Source organism: Mycobacterium sp. (assembly GCF_052145595.1).
Classification (GTDB): Bacteria; Actinomycetota; Actinomycetes; order Mycobacteriales; family Mycobacteriaceae; genus Mycobacterium.
Genome location: NZ_JBKQOI010000311.1, coordinates 14,672 through 38,107 on the forward strand (window position 1 = coordinate 14,672; position 23,436 = coordinate 38,107).

Below are 23,436 nucleotides of genomic sequence, written 5' to 3' on the forward strand. Positions count from 1 at the left end.
ACCCACTAAGCGCTGTTTGTCCGGAGCCAGCCCCCTGGCGAGAGCCGGCGTTCGGTCAGACCGGGGTCCATACTCCGTTGTTAAAGAATCCCCAGGCGTTGGCAGTGGGGTTCCACATGAGGTGGGCCTCAGGCGCCCACGGCGGTGGAGGGGGCTGCGGCGGCGCCCACGGCGGCGGGGGTCCCCAGGGTCCCCAGCCCGCCGGAGCACCTTGGCTTGCGGGACCTTGCCAGTCGTGGCACTGATTCCAGTCCCAGTTGTAGTTGTTGCCCCAGGCCGGGTCCCATTGGTCACCTGGGCACCAGTGATAGCTGGGCGCAGGGGCCGGGGCCGCCTGGGCGGTGCCGCCAGCCAGTCCGAAAGCGGACAAAGCCAACCCGCCACCCACCAACACCCTCGTAGACCGCCGAACCCGCGGTCTCGTTTGCCCTACAGTCGCCATCTCCCAAGAATTTCCCCTGGACCGGGATCCAAGCAAGCAGTGATTCAAACTCGTCTCGAGTCATAGGGCGCGGTTCTACGGACCCATATCTCAGGGTCTCTAAACCGAACCAGGGGGCTCACTTGGCGCTCGCACGTCCGTTTTGGCTTCAATCCGGTAGTACATGCCCTCCTCAGGCGTGCTCGGAAAGCCAGATGTCGCGTATCACCAGATCCTCATCGGCTGGCGCGGCCCCGAGCCGCTCGATCGCGGGTCCCCCGGCTTCTGGGCCTCAGTCGTCTTGCTGACGGAGCAGGTCGGCCCAGTTGCGTGGCACTCGACCGCGGGGACCCGGGACCGTCTGGCCCTCGGGACGGCATTTCGGTGGGGCTAGTTCAGGACCCTCGTAGTAGTCCTTGGTCTCGTAGTCCCAGAACCAGTCTTCGCCCGGCTCGAACGATCGGATGATCGGGTGCCCAGTCTCTCGCCAGTGCTTCGTCGCGTGCCGGGCCAGCGAATCGTCGCAGCAACCGATGTGGCCGCAGGCCGCACACCGCCGCAGGTGCACCCACCAACCGCCGGTTGCATCGCACTCGGCACAGCCGATACCACTGGGGGGCACCGATGGGTCGACAGCAGTAGTCATCGCGACTGTTCCTTCCTCGCTGATGGCGTGCGCTCCAAGCCTATGCTGGTGAACCGGGACTTCGGGGGCCGGAAGCGGCGGAGGGTCGGATGACCGCAGCGACCGCGTGCCGCGCCTGTGGCAGCGTGCGGCGCGAGGGTGCTCGATTCTGCGATGGCTGTGGTGCACCGGTCACAGAGCAGGACACCCGTGCGGAGTACAAGCAGGTAACCGTGCTGTTTGCCGACGTGGTGCACTCCATGGACATCGCCGCAACTGTCGGGGCGGAGCGGTTGCGCGAGATCATGACCGACCTCGCCGACCGCTGCGCGGCAGTGGTGCGGCGGTACGGCGGCACGGTGGACAAGTTCACCGGCGACGGGATCATGGCGGTGTTCGGTGCTCCGGGTGACAGTGCCCGCTATCGCGAATACCGGGATCGCTACCGCGACATGGCGAAAACGCTTGGCTTCGAAGGGCATATCGAGTGGGCCGAGGCGATGCCATGACGGCGGTCGTTCTGTACTCCTCGCAGCCCGGAGTCGGCAATCATTACGCCGCTCGACCGACCGTCGAAGTACTAACGGCCTTACTTCGTCGGCTTTGTCGTTGCTCCGTGTCGGAACTCGACGACATCCCCGTCGGCCATGACGTAGTCCTTACCTTCCATTCGGACCTTGCCGGCCGCCTTGGCCGCCGTCATCGACCCGGCAGCGATCAGGTCGTCATAGGACACGATCTCGGCTTTGATGAAGCCCTTCTCGAAGTCGCTGTGGATCACCCCTGCCGCCTTGGGCGCGGTATCACCTTGGTGGATGGTCCAGGCCCGCGCCTCTTTCGGGCCCGCCGTCAGGAACGTCTGCAGCTTGAGCGTGTGAAAACCCGCCCGGGCCAGCGCGTCGAGCCCGCGCTCGGTCTGCCCGATCGACTCCAGTAGCTCGGCGGCTGACTCGTCGTCGAGTTCGGTCAGCTCGGATTCGATCGCGGCGTCCAGGAACACCGCGTCGGCGGGCGCGACGAGCCGGCGCAGCTCGGCGATGCGCGCGGCGTCGGTCAGCACCGCCTCGTCGGCGTTGAAGACGTACAGAAACGGTTTGGTAGTCAGCAGATTCAGCTCCCGCAGCGGCGAGACGTCGACCCCGGCGGCGAACAGCGTCGTCCCGTCGTTCAATATCGCTTGAGCTGCCAGCGCGGCGTCGTGGACGGGCTTGCGTTCCTTGTTGGTACGAGCCTCTTTTTCGAACCTCGGCAAGGCGCGATCCAGCGTTTGCAGGTCGGCCAGGATCAGCTCGGTCTCGACCACCTCGATGTCGGATTTGGGATCGACCTGTCCGGCGACGTGGGTCACGTCGTCGTCGGAGAACACCCGGACCACTTGGCAGACGGCGTCACATTCGCGGATGTGGGCCAGAAACTTGTTCCCGAGCCCGGCCCCCTCGGATGCACCCTTGACCAGGCCGGCGATGTCGACGAACGTGACCGGCGCCGCGACGATGCGCTCCGATCCGAAGAGCTCCGCCAGCTTGGCCAGCCGCCGATCGGGCAGCGAAACGACACCCTCATTGGGTTCGATCGTCGCGAACGGATAGTTGGCCGCCACCACGTTGTTTCGGGTCAGCGCGTTGAACAGCGTCGACTTGCCGACATTGGGCAGGCCCACGATTCCCAGGCTGAGGCTCACAGGGAACCAAGTCTAAGTCCCGATGGAGGCAGGCCCCGTCATGGACCATTCATGGCACGCCCAGGGTCTCTACAAGGTCTTTACGGGCCTTTCGGCTCATTCCCGGTACGGTCTAGATGTGTCAGCGCAGCGGGCAAGGTCGGCGGTGGAGGCTTCCCACCGCTCGATCCACCCAAATATCCCAGGCGTGCCGTGGTGGGCGGCCCTGCTCATCGCCACAACCGCGACTGCCATCGGGTACGCAATCGATGCCGGATCCGGTCATAAGGAGCTGACCCATGTCTTCGCCGGCTTCTATATAGCCGGCTGCGTGACCGCGGTGCTGGCCGTCCGCCAGGAGGCCGTGTTCACCGCGATCATCCAGCCACCGCTGATACTTTTCTGCGCGGTGCCCGGTAGCTACTGGCTGTTCCACGGACGCAAGATCGGCAACCTCAAAGACCTCCTGATCAATTGCGGCTATCCGCTCATCGAGCGCTTCCCGCTGATGCTGGGCACCGCCGGCGGCGTGCTGCTGATCGGCTTGTTCAGGTGGTACTTCGGGGTGTCGCATCGCACGGCCGCGGCGGCCGGCACCACGGAAGACGCCGAAGTTGCGACCCCCGCGGAGTCGCATTCCTCGCATTCCTTCATTGGCGCCATTGCCGCGAAACTGAACTCGCATTTCGGCTTCGCATCCCGCGAGGACGATGCCGGCGCGGCGCGCTCCACCGACTCGAAGCGGGCCCGCGCGGCCAGCGCATCCCCGAAAGCCGCCTCAAGGGCCGGGCGGGCGGCGCGCGGCGGTGCGTCCGCCGCAGGTCCCAGGCGAGACCACTCCCGGCATGCTCGACCACCGCTCGAGGACCAGCACGAGCCGGCGGTCGAACGTTCGCGGCGGCCAAGTCGCCGTGGCCAGGCACCTCCACGCGACTTCGACCCTGCCGACCCGCCTCGCCGGTCGCGCCGCCGCCCCAGGCCGCAGGGTGATCCAGACCTGCGCGGCGAGCCGCCGCGCGACGGCGGTCGCGATCCGCGGCACAACCGCCGCAACCCCTACGAGCGGCCGGCACCCCGCAGCAGCCGCTTCGATGGCTACGACATGTACAAGGACATGTACGAGCCGCCCCGCGCACCCGAGCGAAATCGGTACGACCCATATGAGCCGTACGAGCCCCCCTACGAGCCAGAGCGCCGCCGCGGCACCGCGAGCGGGAACGGCGCCAACCCGACCCACCACCCGATCTCGCGGGTTCGCTACCGCGGGTCAGCCCCGCCGGAGGATCCCGGGGCCGAGTCGAAGGGCGAGCCGCGCGCCGAGCGCCGCAGCCGTTCGCGGATGACCGGCCGGTCCGGGGGCCGATCCCCCGCGGACTCCTGGGAGTACGACGTCTAAGCCGTAAGACCGGAGCGGGTCCTCAGAGCACCGACCGGATCTCGCGGGGCAGAGCGAACACCAGCGTCTCCTGGGCCGTCGTCACCGGTTGCACCACGTCGTAGCCGCATTCAGCGAGCCGCTCCAGCACGCCTCGCACCAGAACCTCGGGGACGGACGCACCCGAGGTGACACCCACCGTGGTGACACCCTCCAGCCACGCCAGGTCGATGTCGTCGGCCCAGTCCACCAGGTGAGCGGCCGCGGCGCCGCCGCCCAACGCCACCTCGACCAGCCGCACCGAATTCGATGAGTTACGCGACCCGACGACGACGACCAGCTCGCACTCGGGCGCCATCGCCTTGACCGCGACCTGCCGGTTCTGGGTCGCATAGCAGATGTCGTCGCTGGGCGGATCCTGCAACTTCGGGAAACGTTGTCGCAGCCGCTCAACGATTTCCATCGTCTCGTCGACGGACAGCGTCGTCTGTGACAGCCAGACCACCTTGTTCTCGTCGCGGACCGTCACGTTTTCCACCGCGGCGAACCCGTCGACCAGCTGCACGTGCTCGGGCGCTTCCCCGGCGGTACCGATGACCTCCTCGTGACCCTGATGGCCGATCAGCAGGATGTCGTAGTCGTCGCGGGCGAATCGCCTGGCTTCGTTGTGCACCTTGGTCACCAACGGGCAGGTCGCATCGATGGTGTGCAGGTTGCGCTCGGCGGCAGCGGCATACACCGTGGGTGCGACGCCGTGCGCGGAGAACACCACGATGGCTCCCTCGGGAACCTCGTCGGTCTCCTGGACGAAAACCGCACCGGCCTTTTCCAGGGTGTCGACCACGTGGCGGTTGTGCACGATCTCGTGGCGTACGTAGACCGGGGCGCCGTGCTTCTCCAGCGCGCGTTCGACAGTCTCCACGGCCCTATCCACACCCGCGCAGTAGCCACGCGGCTCCGCCAGGAGCACTCTTTTGCGGTTTGGGTCGCTGGCTACCGAACTCCCCGATCTCACAGCGCCGGGAAATCCCATGTCGACAGTCGGCGGCATGACATTCAGGGTACGTTCTGCCGACCCAGAGAGCACATGCCCCGTCAGTCCCCGCCGACCGGCTTGGAGTTAGCCGCCGGTTTGAGGCAGTCTTGGACCCATGGCTACTGCACCGTATGGAGTTCGGCTGCTGGTCGGCGCGGCGACAGTCGCCGTCGAGGAGACCATGAGGCTGCCGAAAACCATCCTGATGTATCCGATGACGTTGGCCAGTCAGGCGGCGCACATGGTGATGCGATTTCAGCAGAACCTGGCCGAGCTGGTGATCAAGGGCGACAGCACCCTGGAGTCCATTTTCCCGCCCAAGGACGAGAAGCCGGACTGGGCAACCTTCGACGAGGACTTGCCCGACGCCATCGACGGGGGTCCCGGCGCATTGCCAGAGGGCGTCGATGGAGATCGCCGGGCCGAAGGACGCTTCGCGCTGTACTCGGTGTCCGATGCGCCCGAATCCGCAGACGCGGAACCTCCGACTACGCCCAGGCCCGCCAGGCAATCGAAGAAGTCAGCGAGAAACCCGGCGGTCCCGCAACCGGAGGTCGCAGCCGAACTCGACTATCCGACGCTGACGCTGGCCCAGCTGCGCGCCAGGCTGCAGACGCTGAGTGTCGACGAGCTCGAAGCCCTGCTGGCCTACGAGCAGGCCACCAAGGCCCGCGCACCGTTCCAGACGCTGCTTGCCAACAGGATCACCCGCGCGAACGCGAAGTGACGCCAGGCGCAGTTTCCGTACCCAACTCCGCCGAGAACCCCTTTCCGGTTCGCGCGGTGGCGATCCGGGTCGCGGGCTGGATCGACAAGCTGGGCACCGTATGGGTGGAGGGGCAGTTGGCCCAGGTCACCATGCGGCCCGACGCCAAGACCGTGTTCATGGTGTTGCGGGACCCGGCCGCCGACATGTCGCTGACGGTGACGTGTTCGCGCGACCTGGTGTTGAACGCGCCGGTGAAGCTGGCCGAAGGCACTCAGGTGGTGGTGTGCGGCAAGCCCTCGTTCTACACCGGCCGCGGCACATTCTCGTTGCGCCTCAGCGAGATTCGCGCCGTTGGCGTCGGCGAGCTGCTGGCACGCATTGACCGGCTGCGCCGGCTGTTGGACGCCGAAGGCCTCTTCGACCCGCGACTCAAGCGACCAATCCCCTTCTTGCCCAACATGATCGGGCTGATCACCGGCCGCGCGAGTGCCGCCGAACACGACGTGGTGACAGTGGCGGCCGGGCGCTGGCCCGCGGTGCGTTTCGCCGTGCGCAACACCGCGGTCCAGGGGCCGAACGCGGTCACGCAGATCGTCGCAGCGCTTTACGAACTCGATCGCGATCCCGAAGTCGATGTGATCGTGGTGGCCCGCGGCGGCGGTAGCGTCGAGGATTTGCTGCCGTTCTCCGACGAGACGCTGTGCCGTGCGATCGCGGCGTGCCGCACCCCGGTGATCAGCGCGGTTGGCCACGAGCCCGACAACCCGCTGTGCGATCTGGTCGCCGACCTGCGTGCCGCCACTCCCACCGACGCGGCCAAGAAGGTGGTCCCCGACACCGCAGCCGAGCTGCGGCTGGTTGATGACTTGCGCCGGCGTAGCGGGCAGGCCTTGCGCAACTGGGTGTCGCGCGAACAACGCGCGCTGGCCCAGCTGCGCAGCCGCCCGGTGTTGGCCGAGCCACTGACGGCGCTGACGGCGCGCGCCGACGAAATTCACCGCGCGCGCTCGGCGGTTCGCCGCGACATCACGCGGCTGATCGCGGGCGAGAGTGAGCGCGTCGGTCACCTGAGCGCACGGCTGGCCACGCTGGGACCGGCGGCCACATTGGCGCGCGGCTATGCCGTTGTGCAAGTGGTGGTGCAAGCGGTTTCGGCCGCGAAGCCAAGCCACGTGCTGCGCTCGGTCGGCGATGCACCGGCGGGCACCCGGTTGCGGATCCGAGTTGCCGACGGCGCCGTTGCGGCGGTAAGCGAAGGGCCGACCGATGGTAGCTAGCGACGACGACGGCAAAGGCAGCAAAGGAGCCGAGTCCATTACGCCTATTAGTCAGCTCGGCTATGAAGCTTGCCGGGATGAGCTGATCGAAATTGTGCGGCTTCTCGAGCAGGGCGGGCTGGACCTCGATGCGTCGCTGAAGCTGTGGGAAAGAGGCGAGCAACTCGCAAAACGGTGCGAAGAACACTTAGCTGGTGCTCGCCAGCGGGTCGAGGATGCGCTCGCTGCCGGCCAGGCCGAGGAAGGCTGACCGCAAGCCGGATGGCAAAACCGCCTTCGGAATCCTCCGGTCAAATTGGAACACGTTTCAGTTATTCTCGGCTATGCTTTCGCACGCTATGGGTGATGCATCACTGACAACCGAACTCGGCCGCGTCCTGGTCACCGGCGGCTCGGGGTTTGTCGGCGCCAACCTGGTGACCACCTTGCTCGACCGCGGGTACCAGGTGCGTTCCTTCGATCGCGCCCCATCGCCGCTACCGCGGCACCCCCACTTGGAGGTGCTGCAGGGTGACGTCACCGACACAGCCGTCTGCGCCAAGGCCGTCGACGGCATCGACACGGTGTTTCACACGGCGGCGATCATCGAGCTGATGGGCGGCGCTTCGGTGACCGACGAATACCGCAAGCGCAGCTTTGCGGTCAACGTCGGCGGCACCGAGAACCTAGCGCACGCGGGGCAGGCGGCCGGGGTGAAGCGGTTCGTCTACACCTCGTCCAACAGCGTGGTGATGGGCGGACAGAACATCTCCGGCGGTGACGAAACGCTGCCCTACACCAACCGGTTCAATGACCTCTACACCGAGACCAAGGTGGTGGCCGAGCGATTCGTACTGGCTCAGAACGGTGTTGGCGGGATGCTGACGTGTGCGATCCGGCCCAGCGGCATCTGGGGCCGCGGCGATCAGACGATGTTCCGCAGGCTGTTCGAAAGTGTGATCGCCGGGCACGTCAAGGCGCTGATCGGCCGCAAGTCGGCCCGCCTGGATAACTCCTACGTGCACAACCTGATTCACGGTTTCATCCTGGCCGCCGAGCATCTGGTGCCCGGCGGCACCGCGCCCGGTCAGGCGTACTTCGTCAACGACGCCGAGCCGATCAACATGTTCGAGTTCGCCCGGCCGGTGGTCGAGGCCTGCGGGGTAAGCTGGCCGCGGATGCGCGTCAACGGGCCGATGGTCCGCGCGGCGATGATGGGTTGGCAGCGGCTGCATTTCCGGTTCGGGATACCGGCGCCGCTGCTCGAGCCGCTGGCGGTCGAGCGGTTGTATCTGGACAACTACTTCTCGATCGCCAAGGCGCGCCGCGACCTCGGATATGAGCCCCTGTTCAACACCGAGCAGGCGATGTCCGAATGCCTGCCCTACTACGTGGACCTGTTCCAGCAGATGAAAAACCAAGCGCCGGCAACAAAAGCCGCCGCCAAGCCAGCCGTCAGCGGACCGCGGTAGCGCCGGCAGGCGACTACCGGAAACTCACCATCTCGCTGCCCCAGGCGGCTCGGATGCGCGCGTCGACATCGTGCACGACGGTGTCGCGCTTGTTGATGACCAAGCACGCACGATCGGCCCCCTGGTAGGGCGTCCAGTCCGGTTCGCCGTCCGGGCCCGCGGGCTTGGAGTGCGTAGCGAAGTTAATCCATCTGGTCCGTACCCTTTTCGAGACGGCCTTGGCGGTTTTGGCGCCGCCGAGCTTCAAGGTGGGGTCCTTGGGTGCTCCGAGATTGCCCCAGACATAAGGCAGTTCGGTAGCATGCGCGGCGTTGACCAGCAGTAGCTTCAGCAACGGGGTGGAGTAGTCGAACCGGTAGAGGTACACCGGCGCCACCCGGCTGTGGCCCTCGGCCAGCCACACCGACGGCATCCGGAAGCCGACGTCGGTTGCGATTCTCAAAAACCTTGCCTTGCGCCGTAATCGCGAATACGCCGACCCGATCTGTTCCGCGGTGGGCAACTGCAAGTCGGGCTGCTCGGCGGCGATCTGTGTAAACATCGATGTGATGGCGCGCGGAGTGATCGGCATCAGTGGCGACCGCATCAACCAGAACAGCGCCGCCTCGTGCTTGTTGGTGCCGATGATCAACGGAACCGGGTGTGAGCGGCCCTCCTGGGCTACCCTGACCGGGTAGTCGTTCAGCAGATCGCCGTCGACGATCGGGACAAACGCAAGCGTGCCGGGGTTGCGGACGGGCACTTCGTCGAACACTTCCTGCGACGCGGCCAGGATCGCCGCGATCGGCGCATCGAGCAAGCCCTGCACGTCGGGCGGGGCGATTCTCAACCTGTCGAGGACGGCCACGGCGACACGCCGACCCCTGCCACGGTCGTACACCGATGTGGCCGGCGAGCTCTGGGCGATCGCACCGGCGAACAGGCCCTCGGCCGCCGGGGTGGCGAGCAGGGTCGTGACGATCCCCCCGCCGGCGGACTCGCCGAACAGTGTGACCTTGTGGGGATCGCCACCGAACGCTGCGATGTTGTCGCGCACCCAGGCCAACGCCGCCAGCACGTCACGCAGCCCGACATTCGAGTCGAAGCGTCGCCGCGCCGTGCTGAACGACGACAGGTCGAGGAAGCCCAGCGCCCCGAGCCGATAATTGACCGTCACCACGACGACGTCGCCGCCGCCGGCCAACCTGCGGCCGTCGTAGAGCGGCTGGCTGCTCGATCCCAGGACATAGGCGCCACCGTGCAGCCACACCATCACCGATTTCTTGTCACCGGGCTGGATGTCAGACGACGCCCAGATGTTCAGCCTCAGGCAGTCCTCGCCCTGCGGCGCCCCCAGGTCGAGGGGCATGTTGGGAAAAGACGGTTGCGGACAGGTCGGCCCGTAGCTGGTGGCGTCGGCGACCTCGGTCCACCGTTCGGGGGGCTCGGGCGCCCGGAAGCGCAGGCCGCCGGTGGGCGGAGCGGCGTACGGAATGCCTTTCCAGGTCCTGATGGTCCGGATGCGGTCCTCGGTCGGGCCCGTGTCGCTGCCCCGGACCGGGCCGTAGGTGGTTTCGACCACACATTTGTCGATCGCCATATGTCTCGAATTTCCTGACCAGGCCCTCAGGTCAGAGTCCGGGCGAGGAACTCGACCACCCGCTTGCGCGCCTCGTAGGCCGGCTGGCCATCGGCTTCACGCACCTCCAGGGTCAGCACCGAGTGCGCCATCTTGCCGAAACCGCCTTCGTTGCCCGGGCCCGAGTCGATCTCGATCACCTCGAATGCGTCGCCGAGCCGCTCCTTGAGCGCGGTGAATCGTTCGCCCGGTGCCATCTTGTCCTCGCTGAACCGCAAGCCCATGGCGCACAGGCCGTCGTTGGCGCAGCGATCGGCCACGGTGGCCAGCTCGGACTGGCTCAGCCCGGGGTCGCTGCATCGCGCACGACCCAACGGAAACGGTACCGACGGCTGACTGAGCACCGGCGCCAGCACGCTGTCATCGACCGCGGCGGCCAACGCGAAGCCGCCGGTGAAGCACTGGCCGATCACCCCGACGCCCTTGCCCGGCGTCGATGCGTTGAGGTCGCGGGCCAACGCGCGCAGGAACAACGACACCGGCCGCTGCTTGTTGGTCGCAAAGGCCGCGAATTCCTTTGCCACACACGCCCGCGCGAGGGTCGCGGCCACGTAGCCGGCCGTTGCGGGCTTGCCAGGCTCGCCGAACAGCGACGGGATCGCAACGGTGAACCCGTTGTCCACCAGGTGATTACCCAGGCCCAGCACACCGGGATGGATTCCGGGTATCTCCGGGATCAGCACCACCCCGGGGCCGGCGCCCTTGCGGTAGACGTCATGGGTATAACCGCCGCCGGTGAACGGTGCCACCGACCATCCGGAGAGGTCTGCTTGGGGTGCGGTCACGCTATGCCTTCCTTCACCGTGGGGGCAGGGGCGGCTGCGATTGCGTCGCCGACGCCAGCGTACGGAACTGATCGGTGCTTCCGGCCCCGGTGATCGCGATCTGGGTGGCGCCGGCCGGGGAGGCAAGTCTGGTGGTCCATACCGGCTCGGAGTCGGCACCGCTTTGGCCGGCACCGCGGTAGACCACCCAGTTGGTCCCGTCGACGTCGACCGTTCCGGTCGGATACGCCGTCGGATGGATCGAGCCGACCAGTTTGTCCTCGTCGGCGTTGCTCTGGGTCAGGCTCAGATACATCCCCGTTGGGCTGATGTATCCCACGGTTGAGGTGGCCGCGTGCATCCGCTGACCGGTCGACGGGTCGGTCCGTCCGTTCTCGATACCGCCTCGGCCGCCGGAGTTGGGCTGCCAGCCGGCGGGTAACCGGGGTTGTCGAATGGGAAACCCCAGCGTCTGAGCGTCCGCCCGCAGGGCCGCGGTCGCGTCGTAGGACGGGATGACTCCCCTGTTCGCCCCGCCCGGCTGGAACGAACACATCCCGACCAGGGCCGCCAGCAGGATGCACCCGACCACCAGCGGCACCAGCGACCAGAACATGTCGCGACCGTCCTGCAGCAGCCGCTGTTTGGCCGGCCTGGGCGCCGGAGCCGGCTCGCCCGACTCGGCATTTCGCTGCGGCTGTTCGGTCATCCCTCGAGTATCCCAGCCGGCTTTCACCAGCCACAGCCCAGCTCCAGCAGACCGATCCGCTTCTGGGACAATCAGCAACCATGACGATTAATGGCGACCCCCCGTTGGGACCCGGTTCGTCGCCGGCCGCCACCGCAGGCCGCGACCCGACGCAGGTACGGGCGCGCGGCGAAGCCCCGGACCGCAACCTGGCCCTGGAACTGGTGCGGGTCACCGAGGCCGGTGCCATGGCCGCCGGCCGCTGGGTGGGCCGGGGGGACAAAGAGGGCGGCGACGGCGCGGCGGTCGACGCCATACGCGAGCTGGTGAACTCCGTGTCGATGCGCGGGGTGGTGGTCATCGGCGAGGGCGAAAAAGACCACGCGCCGATGCTCTACAACGGCGAAGCGGTCGGCAACGGCGACGGGCCGAACTGCGATTTCGCCGTCGACCCGATTGACGGCACCACCCTGATGAGCAAGGGCATGCCCAACGCCATTTCGGTGCTGGCGGTGGCGGACCGCCACGCGATGTTCGACCCCTCGGCGGTGTTCTACATGAACAAGATCGCGGTCGGGCCCGAGGCCGCACCCGTGCTGGACATCACCGCGCCGATCCCCGAGAACATCCGGGCCGTGGCCAAGGTCAAGGCCTTGTCGGTGCGCGACATGACCGTGTGCATCCTGGACCGGCCACGGCACGCCCAACTGATCGAAGACGTCCGGGCAACGGGAGCCCGCATCCGGCTGATCACCGACGGCGACGTCGCCGGCGCGATCTCGGCGTGCCGACCGGAGTCGGGCACCGATATGTTGGCCGGCATCGGCGGCACCCCGGAGGGCATCATCGCCGCCGCGGCGATCCGGTGCATGGGCGGCGCCATCCAGGCGCAACTGGCGCCTCGCGATGAAGCCGAACGCCGGAAGGCACTCGATGCCGGCTACGACCTCGACCAGGTGCTGACCACCGAGGATCTAGTGTCCGGTGAGAACGTCTTTTTCTGCGCCACCGGCGTCACCGAGGGCGACCTACTCAAGGGCGTCCGTTATTACCCTGGCGGCTGCACCACCCACTCGATCGTGATGCGGTCGAAGTCGGGCACCGTGCGCATGATCGAGGCCTACCATCGGCTGTCAAAGCTCAACGAATACTCCGCCATCGACTTCACCGGCGACAGCACCGCCGCCTATCCCCTGCCGTAAACAAATCCCGACAAGCAGCAAGGAAGCCACTCTATGGCCGCCGACGACGCCGAGTACCGCATCGAACACGACACCATGGGCGAGGTCCGGGTACCCGCAAAAGCATTGTGGCGCGCTCAAACTCAGCGCGCGGTCGAGAACTTTCCGATCTCGGGGCGGGGCCTGGAGCGCACCCAGATTCGCGCGTTGGGCCTGCTGAAGGGCGCTTGCGCGCAAGTCAACAAAGACCTCGGCTTGCTGGCACCGGAGAAGGCGGACGCGATCATCGCCGCGGCGGCCGAGATCGCCGACGGCCGCCACGACGACCAGTTCCCCATCGACGTGTTCCAAACCGGTTCGGGGACCAGCTCCAACATGAACACCAACGAGGTGATCGCCAGCATCGCGGCCGCCAATGGCGTAACGGTGCACCCCAACGACGACGTCAACATGTCCCAGTCGTCCAACGACACCTTCCCCACCGCCACCCACATCGCGGCCACCGAGGCCGCGGTTTGTCACCTCATTCCGGCGCTCGAGGTGCTGCACGCCGCCCTGGCGGCCAAGGCCCGCGAGTGGCGTACGGTGGTCAAGTCGGGCCGCACCCACCTGATGGACGCCGTTCCGGTGACGCTCGGCCAGGAATTCAGCGGCTATGCCCGGCAGATCGAGGCCGGTATCGAGCGGGTCCGGGCCACGCTGCCGCGGCTGGGTGAGCTGCCGATCGGCGGCACCGCGGTGGGCACCGGGCTCAATGCTCCCGACGACTTCGGCACCAAGGTGGTGCAGGTGCTGGTCGCTGAGACGGGCCTGGCCGAATTGCGCACGGCGGTAAACTCTTTCGAGGCCCAGGGCGCCCGCGACGGATTAGTGGAGGCGTCTGGCGCACTACGTACCATAGCGGTGTCATTGACCAAGATCGCCAACGACATCCGCTGGATGGGATCCGGCCCGCTGACCGGCCTGGCCGAAATTCACCTTCCGGACCTGCAGCCGGGCAGCTCGATCATGCCGGGCAAGGTGAATCCAGTTCTGCCGGAGGCGGTTACACAGGTCGCCGCGCAGGTGATCGGCAATGACGCCGCGGTCGCCTGGGGCGGTGCCAACGGCGCTTTTGAACTCAACGTCTACATCCCGATGATGGCGCGCAACATCCTGGAGTCGTTCAAACTGCTGAGCAACGTGTCAAAGCTGTTCGCGGAGCGCTGCATTACCGGGCTGGCCGCCAACGTCGGACACCTGCGCGAGCTGGCGGAGTCGTCGCCGTCGATCGTGACACCGTTGAATTCGGCCATCGGCTACGAGGAGGCCGCCGCGGTGGCCAAGCAAGCGCTCAAGGAGCACAAGACCATCCGCCAAACCGTCATCGACCGCGGCCTGATCAGCGACAAGTTGTCGATCGAAGAACTGGATCGTCGCCTGGACGTGTTGGCGATGGCCAAGGTAAAGCCGGAGGACTAGGCGAACAACCTCGGCGCAGGTGGTCGATGAAAGTGAGGGTGTTTTAGGAATGACGGCTCCTCCTGGCGGTCCGTACGGTCAAGATCCCTACGGGACGAATCCCTATGGCCAAGGCCCGTATTGGGGCGGACAGCCACCGGACGGCGGCTACCCGTACCCGCCGCCCGGTGGCCCTGGCGGACCGTACACCCATCCGCAGGGCGGGCCGGGGCCCTATGGCGCGGGCGCCTACCCACCCCAGCAGTACCCGCAGCCCGGCCAGCAGGTTCCGCCCGGCTGGCCGGCCGGGCCCTACCCGCCCGGCCCGCCGCCCAATCCGCCGCGCTCGAACTTGCCTTGGTTGATCCTCGGCGGTATCGCCTTGCTGGGCGTCATCGCGCTGGTGGCGATCCTGGTAATCGGCCTCAGCAACTCGAACAAGTCGACCAAGGCGAACCCCGCGGGCCCCTCGGCGGCCCCGTCTTCGACAAGCGCCCCGACGTCGCAGCCGAACAATTCCGACCAAACCGCGACCGGTTGCACACCCAATGTGTCCGGCGGTGAGAAGCCAGCCGGCGACACGATCAGCGCGGGCAAGCTGTCGTTTCCGACCAGCGCGACCCCCGGATGGATGGGTTTCTCGGACGACCAGACCCCGAACCTCATCGCCGCGGTGGGCGTCGGCCAAGAAGTGCCCGGCGCCAACCAGTGGATGATGCAGGCCGAGGTCGCCATTACCAACTTCGTCACCAGCATGGACGTCGGCGCGCAGGCATCGAAGTTGATGGACTGCGTGGCCAACGGCCCCGGCTACGCAAACGCGTCGCCCACCCTGGGCCCGACGAAGACGTCGTCGATCACGGTCGACGGGGTCAAGGCCGCCCGGGTGGACGCCGACGTCACGATCGCCGACACCTCACGCAACGTCAAGGGTGACTCCCTCACCATCATCGCGGTCGATACCAAACCGGTCACAATCTTCTTGGGCGCCACACCCATCGGCGATGCGGGCTCGGCGGCCATCATCGGGAAGATCATCGCCGCACTGAAAGTCAGCAAGACATGAGGTGGTCCGTGTCGCGTAGCTAGTCGGGGCTATTCGGAACCGCACCAAGACTTTCGGAGTCGCGCCTAACCGTCGCCGGCCGGCGCTGAGACGTGGGTGGCTTCGGAGCGTCCGCGCAGCATGGTGGAATAGCATTCGACCCAGTGCACCCGTTCGGCCTCGTCGGCTCGGTCGATGGCCGCCGCCGAACACAGGATCCGCCGGTCGGTGGTTTTGGCAAGGTCGGCCAGCCGCGCGGCCTCGTTGACCGCGTCACCAATCACCGTGTACTCATACCGGTTTTCGGCACCGATGTTGCCGGCGAAGACTCGGCCTGCCGAGACGCCGATGCCGAAGTCCACCACGGGTAGCTGGCGCAGCTGGGTGCCCAGAGCACGTGCCGTCGCCAAGGCCGCCGATGCCGGCTGGCGCGTCCGCAACGGCACCCCGAAGACGGCCAGCGCGGCGTCGCCGGCGAATTTGTTGATCAGCCCATTATGTTCGTCGACAGCGTCGACGACGATGCGGAAAAAGTCGTTGAGCACCTCGGCGACCTCTTGCGGCGGGCGGCTTTCCGTGAGCTGTGTCGAACCCACCAGGTCGATGAACAGAACCGCCGCTTCGACCACGTCTCCGGACAGTGATGCGCCCTCTTGAATGGCGCGATGGGCGACGTCCGTACCGACGTGGCGCCCGAACAGGTCGCGCAACCGGTCCCGTTCGGCGAGCCCGGCCACCATCCGGTTGAATCCCGTTTGCAGGCGCCCGATTTGGGAACGCTCGTACGCCCCGACGTAGGTCCCGATGCGGCCGTGTTCGACTTCCGCCATCGCGTCGACGACCTCGCCCACCGGATCCGAAATCGATCGCGACGTCAGAAGCATCGTCGGCAGCCCGAGAAGCAACGCTGCCAGCGACACCACCAAAACGGGCACATCCAACGATGCGGACTTCTGAATCAGCCACCCGGACGTGCGAAGAACGACCAGGGCCGCAATCGCCCCGATCGGAAGTGCGCTGCACAAAAACCACAGCAGAACCAGTCGCGCAAACACGCCCGGCACCGCCAGCCGAGGCTCGCAACCGAGCGTGGCGGCACGCACGATGGGCCGCAGGGTGCGCTGCACCAACAGCATCCCCATGCCGGCGGCAGCCGGTCCGCCCAGCAGCACACCGAGCCCTATGGGTACCAGAAGCTGGGCCCCACCACCAAGATTCAGCAGCGCGAAGATCGCGCCGGCCAGGCCCCAGGCCACCAATAGGATCACCGACTGGCGGCCGGCGATCTTCATTGCGGCGTCCCGTTGCTGCGGAGTCGGGTCGTCCCCGGCGACATACCAGCGCAGCGTGGGAGCCAGGCTTAAGGCACCGGCCACCGCGACGGCAACGATCCCCAGCGCAACGAACACCAGCACCACCGCCGTGTTCTTCTCGGCGAAGTAGACGTCGGCCGCGAAGGACGTTTGGCCCCTCAGCGGGATCAAGATGGCGGCCGCATCGATGACGGCCAGAATGTAGGCCAGCGCGAGCTGGATCGCATATTGAATCGATAGCCTGCGGGCGGACTTTGGTTGCCCTGACGGGGTCAAAACCCGACGCCAGTCCGTCTTGATCACCCTATTAAGGTAGCGGCGCGCGGCTCAGGCTCGTGCTAGGCACCGTTATTCGGCCCGCCCGAGTTCTGGCCCGGGATGTCGGTGATGGGTAAGTTGGGCATCGGCCTGGGCGAGGGTGTGTTGGGCAACGCCGGGATCTCGCCGGCCGGGATGTCGTGCAGTTCGTTGACGGGCGGCCCGTTCTCCCGACCGCCGTAACTGCTGCCGGGCGCGCGCTGCCCCAGCAGTTCGGTGACCGTCACCAAGCGGTACCCGTTGGCCTTGAGCACGGGGATGAACTGGTAGATCAGATCGACGGTGCTCGAATAGGTGTCATGAAACAACACCACCGAGCCCGGCTTGATGTACGTCATCAGCATGTACCGGGTCGCGCCCGTGTTGGAGTCGTTGATCCAGTCGAAAGGGATGATATCCCAGAGGATTTCGGCCAGCCCAAACCGACCCGCGGTCTGGCGCACCACCGGGTCGGACAGTCCGCCGGCGGGACGCCACAGCGACGGCGTCCGCCCGGTTGCGGCGGTGATCGCGTCGTTGGCCCTGGAGAACTGAGCGGCGATGTCCTCCGGGGGGATCGTCGTCATGTTGGGGTGTTCCCACGTGTGGTTGCCGAATTCCATGCCGGCGTCCGCGATGCGCTTGGCGCCGGCCGGGTTGGCGGCCACCTTGTTGCCGATCAGGAAGAACGTGGCCTTGGCGTCGTTGTCCTTCAGGATTTGCAGCAGCCGGTCGGTGTATGGCCCAGGCCCGTCGTCGAACGTCAGCGCGACGCACTTGACCACCGAGCAGCCGAGGTTGTCGGCGCGGGTCACGTGACCGGTAAGGCCGCCGATCACCAGCACCGCAGCGGCCGCCACGACACCCAAAACGGTCCGCCAGTAGCGCCAGGCCTGGCTATCGGGTCGTTTCGGCACAATGAAAGCTTATCGAAAGGAATCCCGCCGAAACGCGCCGTCAGTGTGGTCCGGCGATCTCCTCGAGCATCTCGGTAACCAGCGCGGCAATCGGCGACCGCTCGCTGCGCAGCAGGGTGATGTGGGCGAACAGCGGGTGGCCTTTGAGCTTCTCGATCACGGCCGCAACCCCGTCGTGGCGACCGACCCGCAAGTTGTCGCGCTGGGCGATGTCATGGGTCAAAACCACCCGCGATCCCGTCCCCAACCTGGACAACACGGTCAGCAGAACGTTCCGCTCCAGCGACTGCGCCTCGTCGACGATGACGAACGAGTCGTGCAACGAGCGACCCCGGATGTGGGTCAGCGGCAACACCTCGAGCATGCCGCGGGACAGCACCTCCTCCAGCACCGCCGGACTGGCCAAGCCCTCGAGGGTGTCGAAAACCGCCTGCGCCCAGGGGCCCATTTTTTCGCTCTCGCTACCGGGCAAATAGCCCAGCTCCTGGCCGCCCACGGCATACAGCGGACGGAAAACCACCACCTTGCGCTGGGTGCGCCGTTCCAGCACCGCCTCAAGTCCCGCGCACAACGCCAGCGCCGACTTGCCGGTGCCGGCCTTTCCGCCGAGCGACACGATGCCCACCGACTCGTCGAGCAGCAGGTCCAGCGCGACCCGCTGCTCGGCGGAGCGGCCGCGCAGCCCGAACACCTCGCGGTCACCGCGAACCAGCTGGACGCGTTTGGCGGCGGTGACCCGGCCAAGCGCGTGGGAGCTGCCGCCCAGCAGCCGAATGCCGGTGTGGCAGGGCAGGTCCCGAGCTTCGGCCAGATCGATCTCGCCGTCGGTGAACAGCGCGTCGATGTCCTCGGCCGCGGTCTCGATCTCGTGCATCCCCGACCATCCGGAGACCACGACATCCTGCGCGTGGTACTCGTCGGCGGCCAGGCCCACCGCAGCGGCCTTCACTCGCAGCGGAATGTCCTTGCTGACCAACGTAACTCGCCTGCCCTCGGCGGCGAGGTTGGCGGCGCAACTCAAGATACGGGAGTCGTTGCTGTCCGTGCGAAAGCCCGCGGGCAGTACCGCCGGGTCGGTGTGGTTGAGTTCAACGTGAAGCGTACCGCCTTGTGTCCCAACGGGAATGGGCTGATCCAGCCGTCCGTGCTCGAGCCGCAGGTCATCGAACAGGCGCAACGCCTGACGGGCGAACCACCCAAGCTCGTGGTGGTGCCGTTTGGCCTCCAGTTCGCTGATCACCACCAGCGGAACCACTACCTCGTGTTCGGCGAACCGACTGCACGCCCATGGATCGGACAGCAGCACGGAGGTGTCGAGCACATAGGTCCGGATATCGGTCACGAAGCGCTCCTCGAGCGGGTAAGCCCGCGCGGACCCGCACAGGCATGTCGGCGGGAGCCGCAGCACCAGGACCGGGGCCGGTCCTGCCGTTGTGGTGACGGGAGGTGCCGCCCTGGCAGCAGAGCATGTCGCTGGCCATCGAGAACGACGCTACTCTCGTCGCCGCTCGGCCGCCGCGCAGGCGCGCCGAGGCCGACATGGTGACGCGAAATACGCGCCGAGAGCTGTGCGCCAGGGCGCGAGGGGTCGGCTCAGCCGGCGACGAATTGCCTCAGCGCGGGCTCGTCGGCCAGCCCCCATGCGGTGATCCGGTCGGAGATCGCCTGCCGCAGCTGCGAAGCGCCGAAGATGCCGGCGTCGGCGACGTTTTTGACCTTGTCCTGGTAGGAGTCGATGTCGGCGCCCGGGACGTCCATGTCTGCGGCACGAGCGGCAATCGCCGCGATAGTCTCATCGCGGGCGTACTCGAGGCAGTGCTCGACGAGGTTGGAGAAGAACAGCTCGTGCCGCGCCTCGTCCCTGGCGATCCGGTCGATCAGGCCGGCCAGGACCGGCTCCTCGATCTGCGCGGCCAGGTTGCGACAGAAGACGGAGTGGCAACGTTCCGAGAACGCCATGTACACCAGGGTTTCGACCTGCGTGTAGGTGTCGGCGCGGTAGCCCTTCATCACGTATTGGACCCGGGCCTCCTCGTTGGCGGTCGGGTCGACCTCGCGGGTCACCACCAGGTATTCCCGCAGCGCGATGGCGTGCAGGTGCTCCTCTGCGGTCCACCGGCCCAGCCAGCGACCCCACCACTCCTCGAGAATGAAGTGCTCGACCAGCTCGCGGTGATGGCCGGCGAGGTTGTCCTTGAGCAGCAACAGGATCTCGCAGGCGTCCGTGATGGTCCTGGGCAACGTCATCTGGGACGGGTCCCAATCGCGTCCGCCGAGGAAGGCGAAGTTCTCGCCACGGTCGAACGGCACGTAATCGTGGGCGGACCAGATGTCCTCGGTGCCGAGGTGACGGTCCATGTTCGCCTCGACGACCGGCTCGAGTTCCAGGGTCAGCGCATTAGCGACAGGTTTCTGTGCCATAAAGTAACTGTAACTCGTATACACAGGTTTCGCGAAACCGCGGCCGCGTGTCGCGGCCAAGTGGTGACTTTGGTCCCTGAGACGGGTCCAGCCCGATCAGCGATCGACGAGCGTCCAGTCCTCTAGGCCCTCGTACAGCGGGAAATCCCTGGCCAGCCGCGTCACCCGCTGTCGCAGCGCGGAAACATCCACTCCCGGGCCAGCCCCGCTACCGCTTACCAGTGCGGTGGCGATGATGTCGGCGACCTCGGTGAACTCGGCGTCTCCGAAGCCGCGCGTCGCCAGCGCCGGCGTTCCCACCCGCAGGCCCGACGTAACCATCGGCGGCCGGGGGTCGTTGGGGACCGCGTTGCGATTAACCGTGATGCCGATGTCGTGGAGCAGATCCTCGGCCGCCTTCCCGTCCAGCGGAGAGTCGCGCAGGTCTACCAGCACCAAGTGGACGTCGGTGCCCCCGCTGACCACCGACACGCCGGCGTTGGCGACATCGGGAGCCAACAGCCGATCGGCGACGATGCGTGCCCCGGAAAGCGTGCGCTGCTGGCGGTCGGCGAATTCGGGGGTCGTGGCGATCTTGAGCGCGACCGCCTTGCCGGCGATGACGTGCATGAGCGGCCCGCCCTGCTGTCCGGGGAACACCGCCGAGTTGATGGCCTTGGCGTACTCCTGCTTGCCCAGGATCATGCCGGACCGGGCGCCGCCCAGCGTCTTGTGCACGGTGGTGGACACCACGTCCGCGTGCGGCACCGGCGACGGGTGCAGACCCACCGCGACCAGCCCCGCGAAGTGCGCCATGTCCACCCACAGCTTGGCGTCGACCTCGTCGGCGATCGACCGGAACGCAGCGAAGTCTAGGATCCGCGGGTAGGCCGACCAGCCGGCAATGATCACCTTGGGGCGAAACTCGAGCGCTTTGGCCCGAACCGCGTCCATGTCGACCAGGTGGGACTGCGGGTCGACGCCATAAAAGCCCGCGTCATACAGCTTGCCGGAGAAGTTGAGCTTCATGCCGTGCGTCAGGTGGCCGCCGTTGGCGAGGTCCAGACCAAGCAGGTGCTCCCCCGGCGACATCAGCGCGTGCAGCACCGCGGCGTTGGCCTGGGCACCCGAATGCGGCTGCACGTTCGCGAACTCGGCGCCGAAGAGCGCCTTCGCCCGGTCGCGGGCAATGTTCTCCACGACGTCGACGTGCTCGCAACCGCCGTAGTAGCGCCGGCCGGGTAATCCCTCGGCGTACTTGTTGGTCAGGACGCTGCCCTGGGCCTGCAGCACCGAGCGGGGCACGAAGTTCTCCGAAGCGATCATCTCGAGGGTGTCCCGTTGCCGGTGCAGTTCCTTGTCCAGCAACTCGGCTATGTCGGGGTCAACCTCGGCAAGCGGGGCCGACATCACGGAGGCCACCCCGGGGGCAGCAGTGCGAGCGTCAGGTGCGGCAGTCACGGGCGCCAGTCTATCCACCGGTGTCTTTCTGCCAGCCCAGCCGTCGAGCATTTGCCCCTCCCTGCAACACTGGCACTATGCCGCGGCTTAGCGAGCCGAGCCCGTATGTGGAGTTCGACCGAAAGCAATGGCGTGCGCTTCGCATGTCGACGCCGCTGGCCCTCACCGAAGAGGAACTGATCGGCCTGCGCGGTCTCGGTGAACAGATCGACCTGCTCGAAGTGGAAGAGGTTTACCTGCCGCTGGCCCGGCTCATCCACCTTCAGGTCGCCGCGCGCCAGCGGTTGTTTGCCGCAACGGCGGAATTCCTCGGCGAACCGCAACAAAACCCGGACCGGCCGGTGCCGTTCGTCATCGGCGTGGCCGGCAGCGTCGCGGTCGGCAAGTCAACGACCGCCCGCGTGTTGCAGGCGCTGTTGGCCCGCTGGGACCATCACCCCCGGGTGGACCTGGTCACCACCGACGGCTTTCTCTACCCGAACGCGGAGCTGGATCGGCGAAACCTCATGCACCGCAAAGGCTTTCCCGAGAGCTATAACCGTCGGGCGCTGATGCGTTTCGTGACCTCGATCAAGTCCGGTTCCGACTACGCGTGCGCGCCGGTGTATTCGCATCTGAAGTACGACATCATTCCCGGGGCCAAGCACGTGGTCCGTCATCCCGACATCTTGATCCTGGAGGGCCTCAACGTCTTGCAGACCGGTCCCACCCTGATGGTGTCGGACCTGTTCGACTTCTCCCTCTATGTGGACGCGAGGATCGAGGACATCGAGCAGTGGTACGTCTCGCGGTTCTTGTCGTTGCGCGGCACGGCGTTCGCCGACCCGGAGTCACACTTCCACCACTACTCGGCCCTCAACGACACGAAGGCGGTCGCCGCCGCACGCGAGATCTGGCGGTCGATCAACCGGCCCAATCTGGTCGAGAACATTCTGCCGACCCGTCCCCGTGCCACCCTGGTGCTGCGCAAGGACGCCGACCACTCCATCAACCGGCTGCGCCTGCGCAAGCTGTAGGAGTCAGGCCGCGAGGCGACGCACTCCCAGGTACTGCAGTCCGGCGAACGCCGCGGTGTACACACCGCTGGCCAGCGTCGCCGCGACCCCCGTTTCGGTCATCGGCACCGCGTCTGCGGCCACGATCGCGGCCAGGGTGTAGACGATGTTGGCCACGACGATCCCGATCCCGGCACGGCGCAGGTTGGGCAGCGCCGCGAGGCTGAACACGGCCAGGCCGGATAGCACGAAGAATGCCCCCAAGAGATATTCCTGGCCGGACATCAGGCCCGTCAGCGACGAGAGCGGGTCGGCGAAGAATGCGACGGCCAGACCGCACAATCCCGTCAACGTGGCATCGACACGCATGGCGAAACGCAGCAGGGAGTCGGACGAGTCGTATAGGGGTCGGGCTGTCAGCCCGGACGTAGCGGTCATGTGATTGCTCCTCGCGATGGCGGATGGGTCGAACAGGCTCCCACCCATACAACGACGAGGTATTTCTTCCGGCTATTCCCACTTGCGTCGAATGCAGACCGCGAGGCGCCGGTGCGATGCAGCCGCTGAGCCGGCAGCGTCTGCCGCTACTTGCCGTACCTGCGGTGCCGTTGGCTGTAGTCACGCAGCGCGCGCAGAAAATCGACCCGGCGAAATGCGGGCCAGTGCGCCTCGGTGAACCACATCTCCGAGTAGGCGCTTTGCCACAGCAAAAACCCGGACAGGCGTTGCTCCCCCGAGGTGCGGATCACCAGGTCTGGGTCGG

The 23,436-nt window shown here is 66.7% G+C and carries 24 protein-coding genes; 10 read left to right on the forward strand and 14 right to left on the reverse strand.

Annotated features, from left to right (window positions below):
* Positions 1-55: 55 nt before the first annotated feature.
* Together ACLP4W_RS26095 and ACLP4W_RS26100 are read right to left on the reverse strand one after the other, a co-directional pair.
* The gene (locus ACLP4W_RS26095) at positions 56-442 is read right to left on the reverse strand and encodes a hypothetical protein (protein ID WP_442390282.1); all 387 of its coding nucleotides are present in this window, start codon (positions 440-442) and stop codon (positions 56-58) included.
* A 271-nt stretch (positions 443-713) separates the two neighbouring features.
* Positions 714-1,067 carry a UBP-type zinc finger domain-containing protein gene (locus ACLP4W_RS26100; RefSeq protein WP_442390283.1) on the reverse strand — a complete coding sequence of 118 codons (354 nt, stop codon included), beginning with the start codon at positions 1,065-1,067 and terminating at the stop codon, positions 714-716.
* Between the two features lie 89 nt (positions 1,068-1,156).
* Between ACLP4W_RS26100 and ACLP4W_RS26105 the strand changes: the two genes are divergently transcribed.
* On the forward strand, positions 1,157-1,555 hold the full coding sequence (locus ACLP4W_RS26105) for an adenylate/guanylate cyclase domain-containing protein (protein ID WP_442390284.1): 399 nt from the start codon (positions 1,157-1,159) through the stop codon (positions 1,553-1,555).
* 80 nt (positions 1,556-1,635) lie between these two features.
* Here ACLP4W_RS26105 and ychF read toward each other — a convergent pair whose 3' ends face one another.
* Positions 1,636-2,727: a redox-regulated ATPase YchF gene (gene ychF, locus ACLP4W_RS26110; protein WP_442390285.1), complete on the reverse strand. Its 1,092-nt coding sequence runs from the start codon at positions 2,725-2,727 to the stop codon at positions 1,636-1,638.
* 118 nt (positions 2,728-2,845) lie between these two features.
* Between ychF and ACLP4W_RS26115 the strand changes: the two genes are divergently transcribed.
* Entirely contained in the window at positions 2,846-4,102 is a 1,257-nt protein-coding gene (locus ACLP4W_RS26115) for a DUF6542 domain-containing protein (protein ID WP_442390286.1), read from the forward strand.
* Between the two features lie 22 nt (positions 4,103-4,124).
* On the opposite strand, the gene ACLP4W_RS26120 is transcribed toward ACLP4W_RS26115, so the two are convergent.
* Entirely contained in the window at positions 4,125-5,132 is a 1,008-nt protein-coding gene (locus ACLP4W_RS26120) for a 4-hydroxy-3-methylbut-2-enyl diphosphate reductase (RefSeq protein ID WP_442390287.1), read from the reverse strand.
* Between the two features lie 100 nt (positions 5,133-5,232).
* On the opposite strand from ACLP4W_RS26120, the gene ACLP4W_RS26125 reads away from it, so the two are divergent.
* From ACLP4W_RS26125 to ACLP4W_RS26140, 4 genes are all read left to right on the forward strand, one after another.
* Complete coding sequence (locus ACLP4W_RS26125) at positions 5,233-5,844, forward strand: lipid droplet-associated protein (RefSeq protein WP_442390288.1); 612 nt, start codon at positions 5,233-5,235, stop codon at positions 5,842-5,844.
* On the forward strand, positions 5,841-7,103 hold the full coding sequence (gene xseA / locus ACLP4W_RS26130) for an exodeoxyribonuclease VII large subunit (protein ID WP_442390289.1): 1,263 nt from the start codon (positions 5,841-5,843) through the stop codon (positions 7,101-7,103). The genes ACLP4W_RS26125 and xseA overlap by 4 nt, the downstream gene beginning before the upstream one ends.
* Entirely contained in the window at positions 7,093-7,353 is a 261-nt protein-coding gene (locus ACLP4W_RS26135) for an exodeoxyribonuclease VII small subunit (protein ID WP_442390290.1), read from the forward strand. Before xseA ends, ACLP4W_RS26135 begins: the two co-directional genes overlap by 11 nt.
* An 88-nt stretch (positions 7,354-7,441) precedes the next feature.
* Positions 7,442-8,554 (forward strand): 3-beta-hydroxysteroid dehydrogenase, encoded by a 1,113-nt coding sequence (locus ACLP4W_RS26140; protein WP_442390291.1) that lies wholly within the window; start codon positions 7,442-7,444, stop codon positions 8,552-8,554.
* Between the two features lie 13 nt (positions 8,555-8,567).
* Here the strand turns inward: ACLP4W_RS26140 and ACLP4W_RS26145 are convergent, their stop codons facing one another.
* The 3 genes from ACLP4W_RS26145 to ACLP4W_RS26155 are packed head-to-tail and all read right to left on the reverse strand — an operon-like array spanning position 8,568 to position 11,645.
* Positions 8,568-10,133: a carboxylesterase/lipase family protein gene (locus ACLP4W_RS26145; RefSeq protein WP_442390292.1), complete on the reverse strand. Its 1,566-nt coding sequence runs from the start codon at positions 10,131-10,133 to the stop codon at positions 8,568-8,570.
* Positions 10,134-10,159: 26 nt separating this feature from the next.
* Positions 10,160-10,957, reverse strand: a complete 798-nt coding sequence (locus ACLP4W_RS26150) for a dienelactone hydrolase family protein (protein WP_442390293.1) — start codon at positions 10,955-10,957, stop codon at positions 10,160-10,162.
* A 13-nt stretch (positions 10,958-10,970) separates the two neighbouring features.
* Positions 10,971-11,645, reverse strand: a complete 675-nt coding sequence (locus ACLP4W_RS26155) for a DUF4245 domain-containing protein (protein ID WP_442390294.1) — start codon at positions 11,643-11,645, stop codon at positions 10,971-10,973.
* 80 nt (positions 11,646-11,725) lie between these two features.
* Here ACLP4W_RS26155 and glpX point away from each other — a divergent pair, with 80 nt between their 5' ends.
* From glpX to ACLP4W_RS26170, 3 genes are read left to right on the forward strand one after another with little or no spacing between them, the layout of a single operon-like run.
* Complete coding sequence (gene glpX, locus ACLP4W_RS26160; protein WP_442390295.1) at positions 11,726-12,826, forward strand: class II fructose-bisphosphatase; 1,101 nt, start codon at positions 11,726-11,728, stop codon at positions 12,824-12,826.
* A gap of 33 nt (positions 12,827-12,859) precedes the next feature.
* The gene (locus tag ACLP4W_RS26165; RefSeq protein ID WP_442390296.1) at positions 12,860-14,266 is read left to right on the forward strand and encodes a class II fumarate hydratase; all 1,407 of its coding nucleotides are present in this window, start codon (positions 12,860-12,862) and stop codon (positions 14,264-14,266) included.
* 49 nt (positions 14,267-14,315) lie between these two features.
* Positions 14,316-15,311 carry a hypothetical protein gene (locus ACLP4W_RS26170; RefSeq protein WP_442390297.1) on the forward strand — a complete coding sequence of 332 codons (996 nt, stop codon included), beginning with the start codon at positions 14,316-14,318 and terminating at the stop codon, positions 15,309-15,311.
* Between the two features lie 65 nt (positions 15,312-15,376).
* Here ACLP4W_RS26170 and ACLP4W_RS26175 read toward each other — a convergent pair whose 3' ends face one another.
* From ACLP4W_RS26175 to glyA, 5 genes are all read right to left on the reverse strand, one after another.
* Positions 15,377-16,837: an adenylate/guanylate cyclase domain-containing protein gene (locus ACLP4W_RS26175; protein WP_442390304.1), complete on the reverse strand. Its 1,461-nt coding sequence runs from the start codon at positions 16,835-16,837 to the stop codon at positions 15,377-15,379.
* Positions 16,838-16,941: 104 nt separating this feature from the next.
* A complete protein-coding gene (locus ACLP4W_RS26180) occupies positions 16,942-17,817 on the reverse strand; it encodes a polysaccharide deacetylase family protein (protein WP_442390298.1) in 876 nt (291 codons plus the stop codon).
* A gap of 40 nt (positions 17,818-17,857) precedes the next feature.
* Entirely contained in the window at positions 17,858-19,159 is a 1,302-nt protein-coding gene (locus ACLP4W_RS26185) for a PhoH family protein (RefSeq protein ID WP_442390299.1), read from the reverse strand.
* Positions 19,160-19,410: 251 nt separating this feature from the next.
* The gene (locus tag ACLP4W_RS26190; RefSeq protein WP_442390300.1) at positions 19,411-20,238 is read right to left on the reverse strand and encodes an acyl-ACP desaturase; all 828 of its coding nucleotides are present in this window, start codon (positions 20,236-20,238) and stop codon (positions 19,411-19,413) included.
* A gap of 96 nt (positions 20,239-20,334) precedes the next feature.
* Positions 20,335-21,627, reverse strand: coding sequence for a serine hydroxymethyltransferase (gene glyA / locus ACLP4W_RS26195; protein WP_442390305.1), 1,293 nt, complete (start codon positions 21,625-21,627; stop codon positions 20,335-20,337).
* 128 nt (positions 21,628-21,755) lie between these two features.
* Between glyA and coaA the strand changes: the two genes are divergently transcribed.
* Positions 21,756-22,694 (forward strand): type I pantothenate kinase, encoded by a 939-nt coding sequence (coaA, locus tag ACLP4W_RS26200; protein WP_442390301.1) that lies wholly within the window; start codon positions 21,756-21,758, stop codon positions 22,692-22,694.
* A gap of 3 nt (positions 22,695-22,697) precedes the next feature.
* On the opposite strand, the gene ACLP4W_RS26205 is transcribed toward coaA, so the two are convergent.
* Together ACLP4W_RS26205 and ACLP4W_RS26210 are read right to left on the reverse strand one after the other, a co-directional pair.
* Positions 22,698-23,111, reverse strand: coding sequence for a hypothetical protein (locus ACLP4W_RS26205; protein ID WP_442390302.1), 414 nt, complete (start codon positions 23,109-23,111; stop codon positions 22,698-22,700).
* Positions 23,112-23,257: 146 nt separating this feature from the next.
* On the reverse strand, positions 23,258-23,436 hold a 179-nt coding region (locus ACLP4W_RS26210; RefSeq protein ID WP_442390306.1), incomplete at its 5' end, for an undecaprenyl diphosphate synthase family protein.

Excerpts from the sequence above, each read along its gene's own strand:
- ACLP4W_RS26135 (WP_442390290.1), top strand. The coding sequence starts at position 7,093 with ATGGTAGCTAGCGACGACGACGGCAAAGGCAGCAAAGGAGCCGAGTCC.
- ACLP4W_RS26105 (WP_442390284.1), top strand. The coding sequence starts at position 1,157 with ATGACCGCAGCGACCGCGTGCCGCGCCTGTGGCAGCGTGCGGCGCGAG.
- ACLP4W_RS26095 (WP_442390282.1), bottom strand. The coding sequence starts at position 442 with ATGGCGACTGTAGGGCAAACGAGACCGCGGGTTCGGCGGTCTACGAGG.
- ACLP4W_RS26120 (WP_442390287.1), bottom strand. The coding sequence starts at position 5,132 with ATGCCGCCGACTGTCGACATGGGATTTCCCGGCGCTGTGAGATCGGGG.
- ACLP4W_RS26190 (WP_442390300.1), bottom strand. The coding sequence starts at position 20,238 with ATGGCACAGAAACCTGTCGCTAATGCGCTGACCCTGGAACTCGAGCCG.
- ACLP4W_RS26205 (WP_442390302.1), bottom strand. The coding sequence starts at position 23,111 with ATGACCGCTACGTCCGGGCTGACAGCCCGACCCCTATACGACTCGTCC.
- glpX (WP_442390295.1), top strand. The coding sequence starts at position 11,726 with ATGACGATTAATGGCGACCCCCCGTTGGGACCCGGTTCGTCGCCGGCC.
- ACLP4W_RS26125 (WP_442390288.1), top strand. The coding sequence starts at position 5,233 with ATGGCTACTGCACCGTATGGAGTTCGGCTGCTGGTCGGCGCGGCGACA.
- ACLP4W_RS26170 (WP_442390297.1), top strand. The coding sequence starts at position 14,316 with ATGACGGCTCCTCCTGGCGGTCCGTACGGTCAAGATCCCTACGGGACG.
- ACLP4W_RS26100 (WP_442390283.1), bottom strand. The coding sequence starts at position 1,067 with ATGACTACTGCTGTCGACCCATCGGTGCCCCCCAGTGGTATCGGCTGT.
- ACLP4W_RS26155 (WP_442390294.1), bottom strand. The coding sequence starts at position 11,645 with ATGACCGAACAGCCGCAGCGAAATGCCGAGTCGGGCGAGCCGGCTCCG.
- coaA (WP_442390301.1), top strand. The coding sequence starts at position 21,756 with ATGCCGCGGCTTAGCGAGCCGAGCCCGTATGTGGAGTTCGACCGAAAG.
- ACLP4W_RS26145 (WP_442390292.1), bottom strand. The coding sequence starts at position 10,133 with ATGGCGATCGACAAATGTGTGGTCGAAACCACCTACGGCCCGGTCCGG.
- ACLP4W_RS26140 (WP_442390291.1), top strand. The coding sequence starts at position 7,442 with ATGGGTGATGCATCACTGACAACCGAACTCGGCCGCGTCCTGGTCACC.
- ACLP4W_RS26165 (WP_442390296.1), top strand. The coding sequence starts at position 12,860 with ATGGCCGCCGACGACGCCGAGTACCGCATCGAACACGACACCATGGGC.
- glyA (WP_442390305.1), bottom strand. The coding sequence starts at position 21,627 with ATGTCGGCCCCGCTTGCCGAGGTTGACCCCGACATAGCCGAGTTGCTG.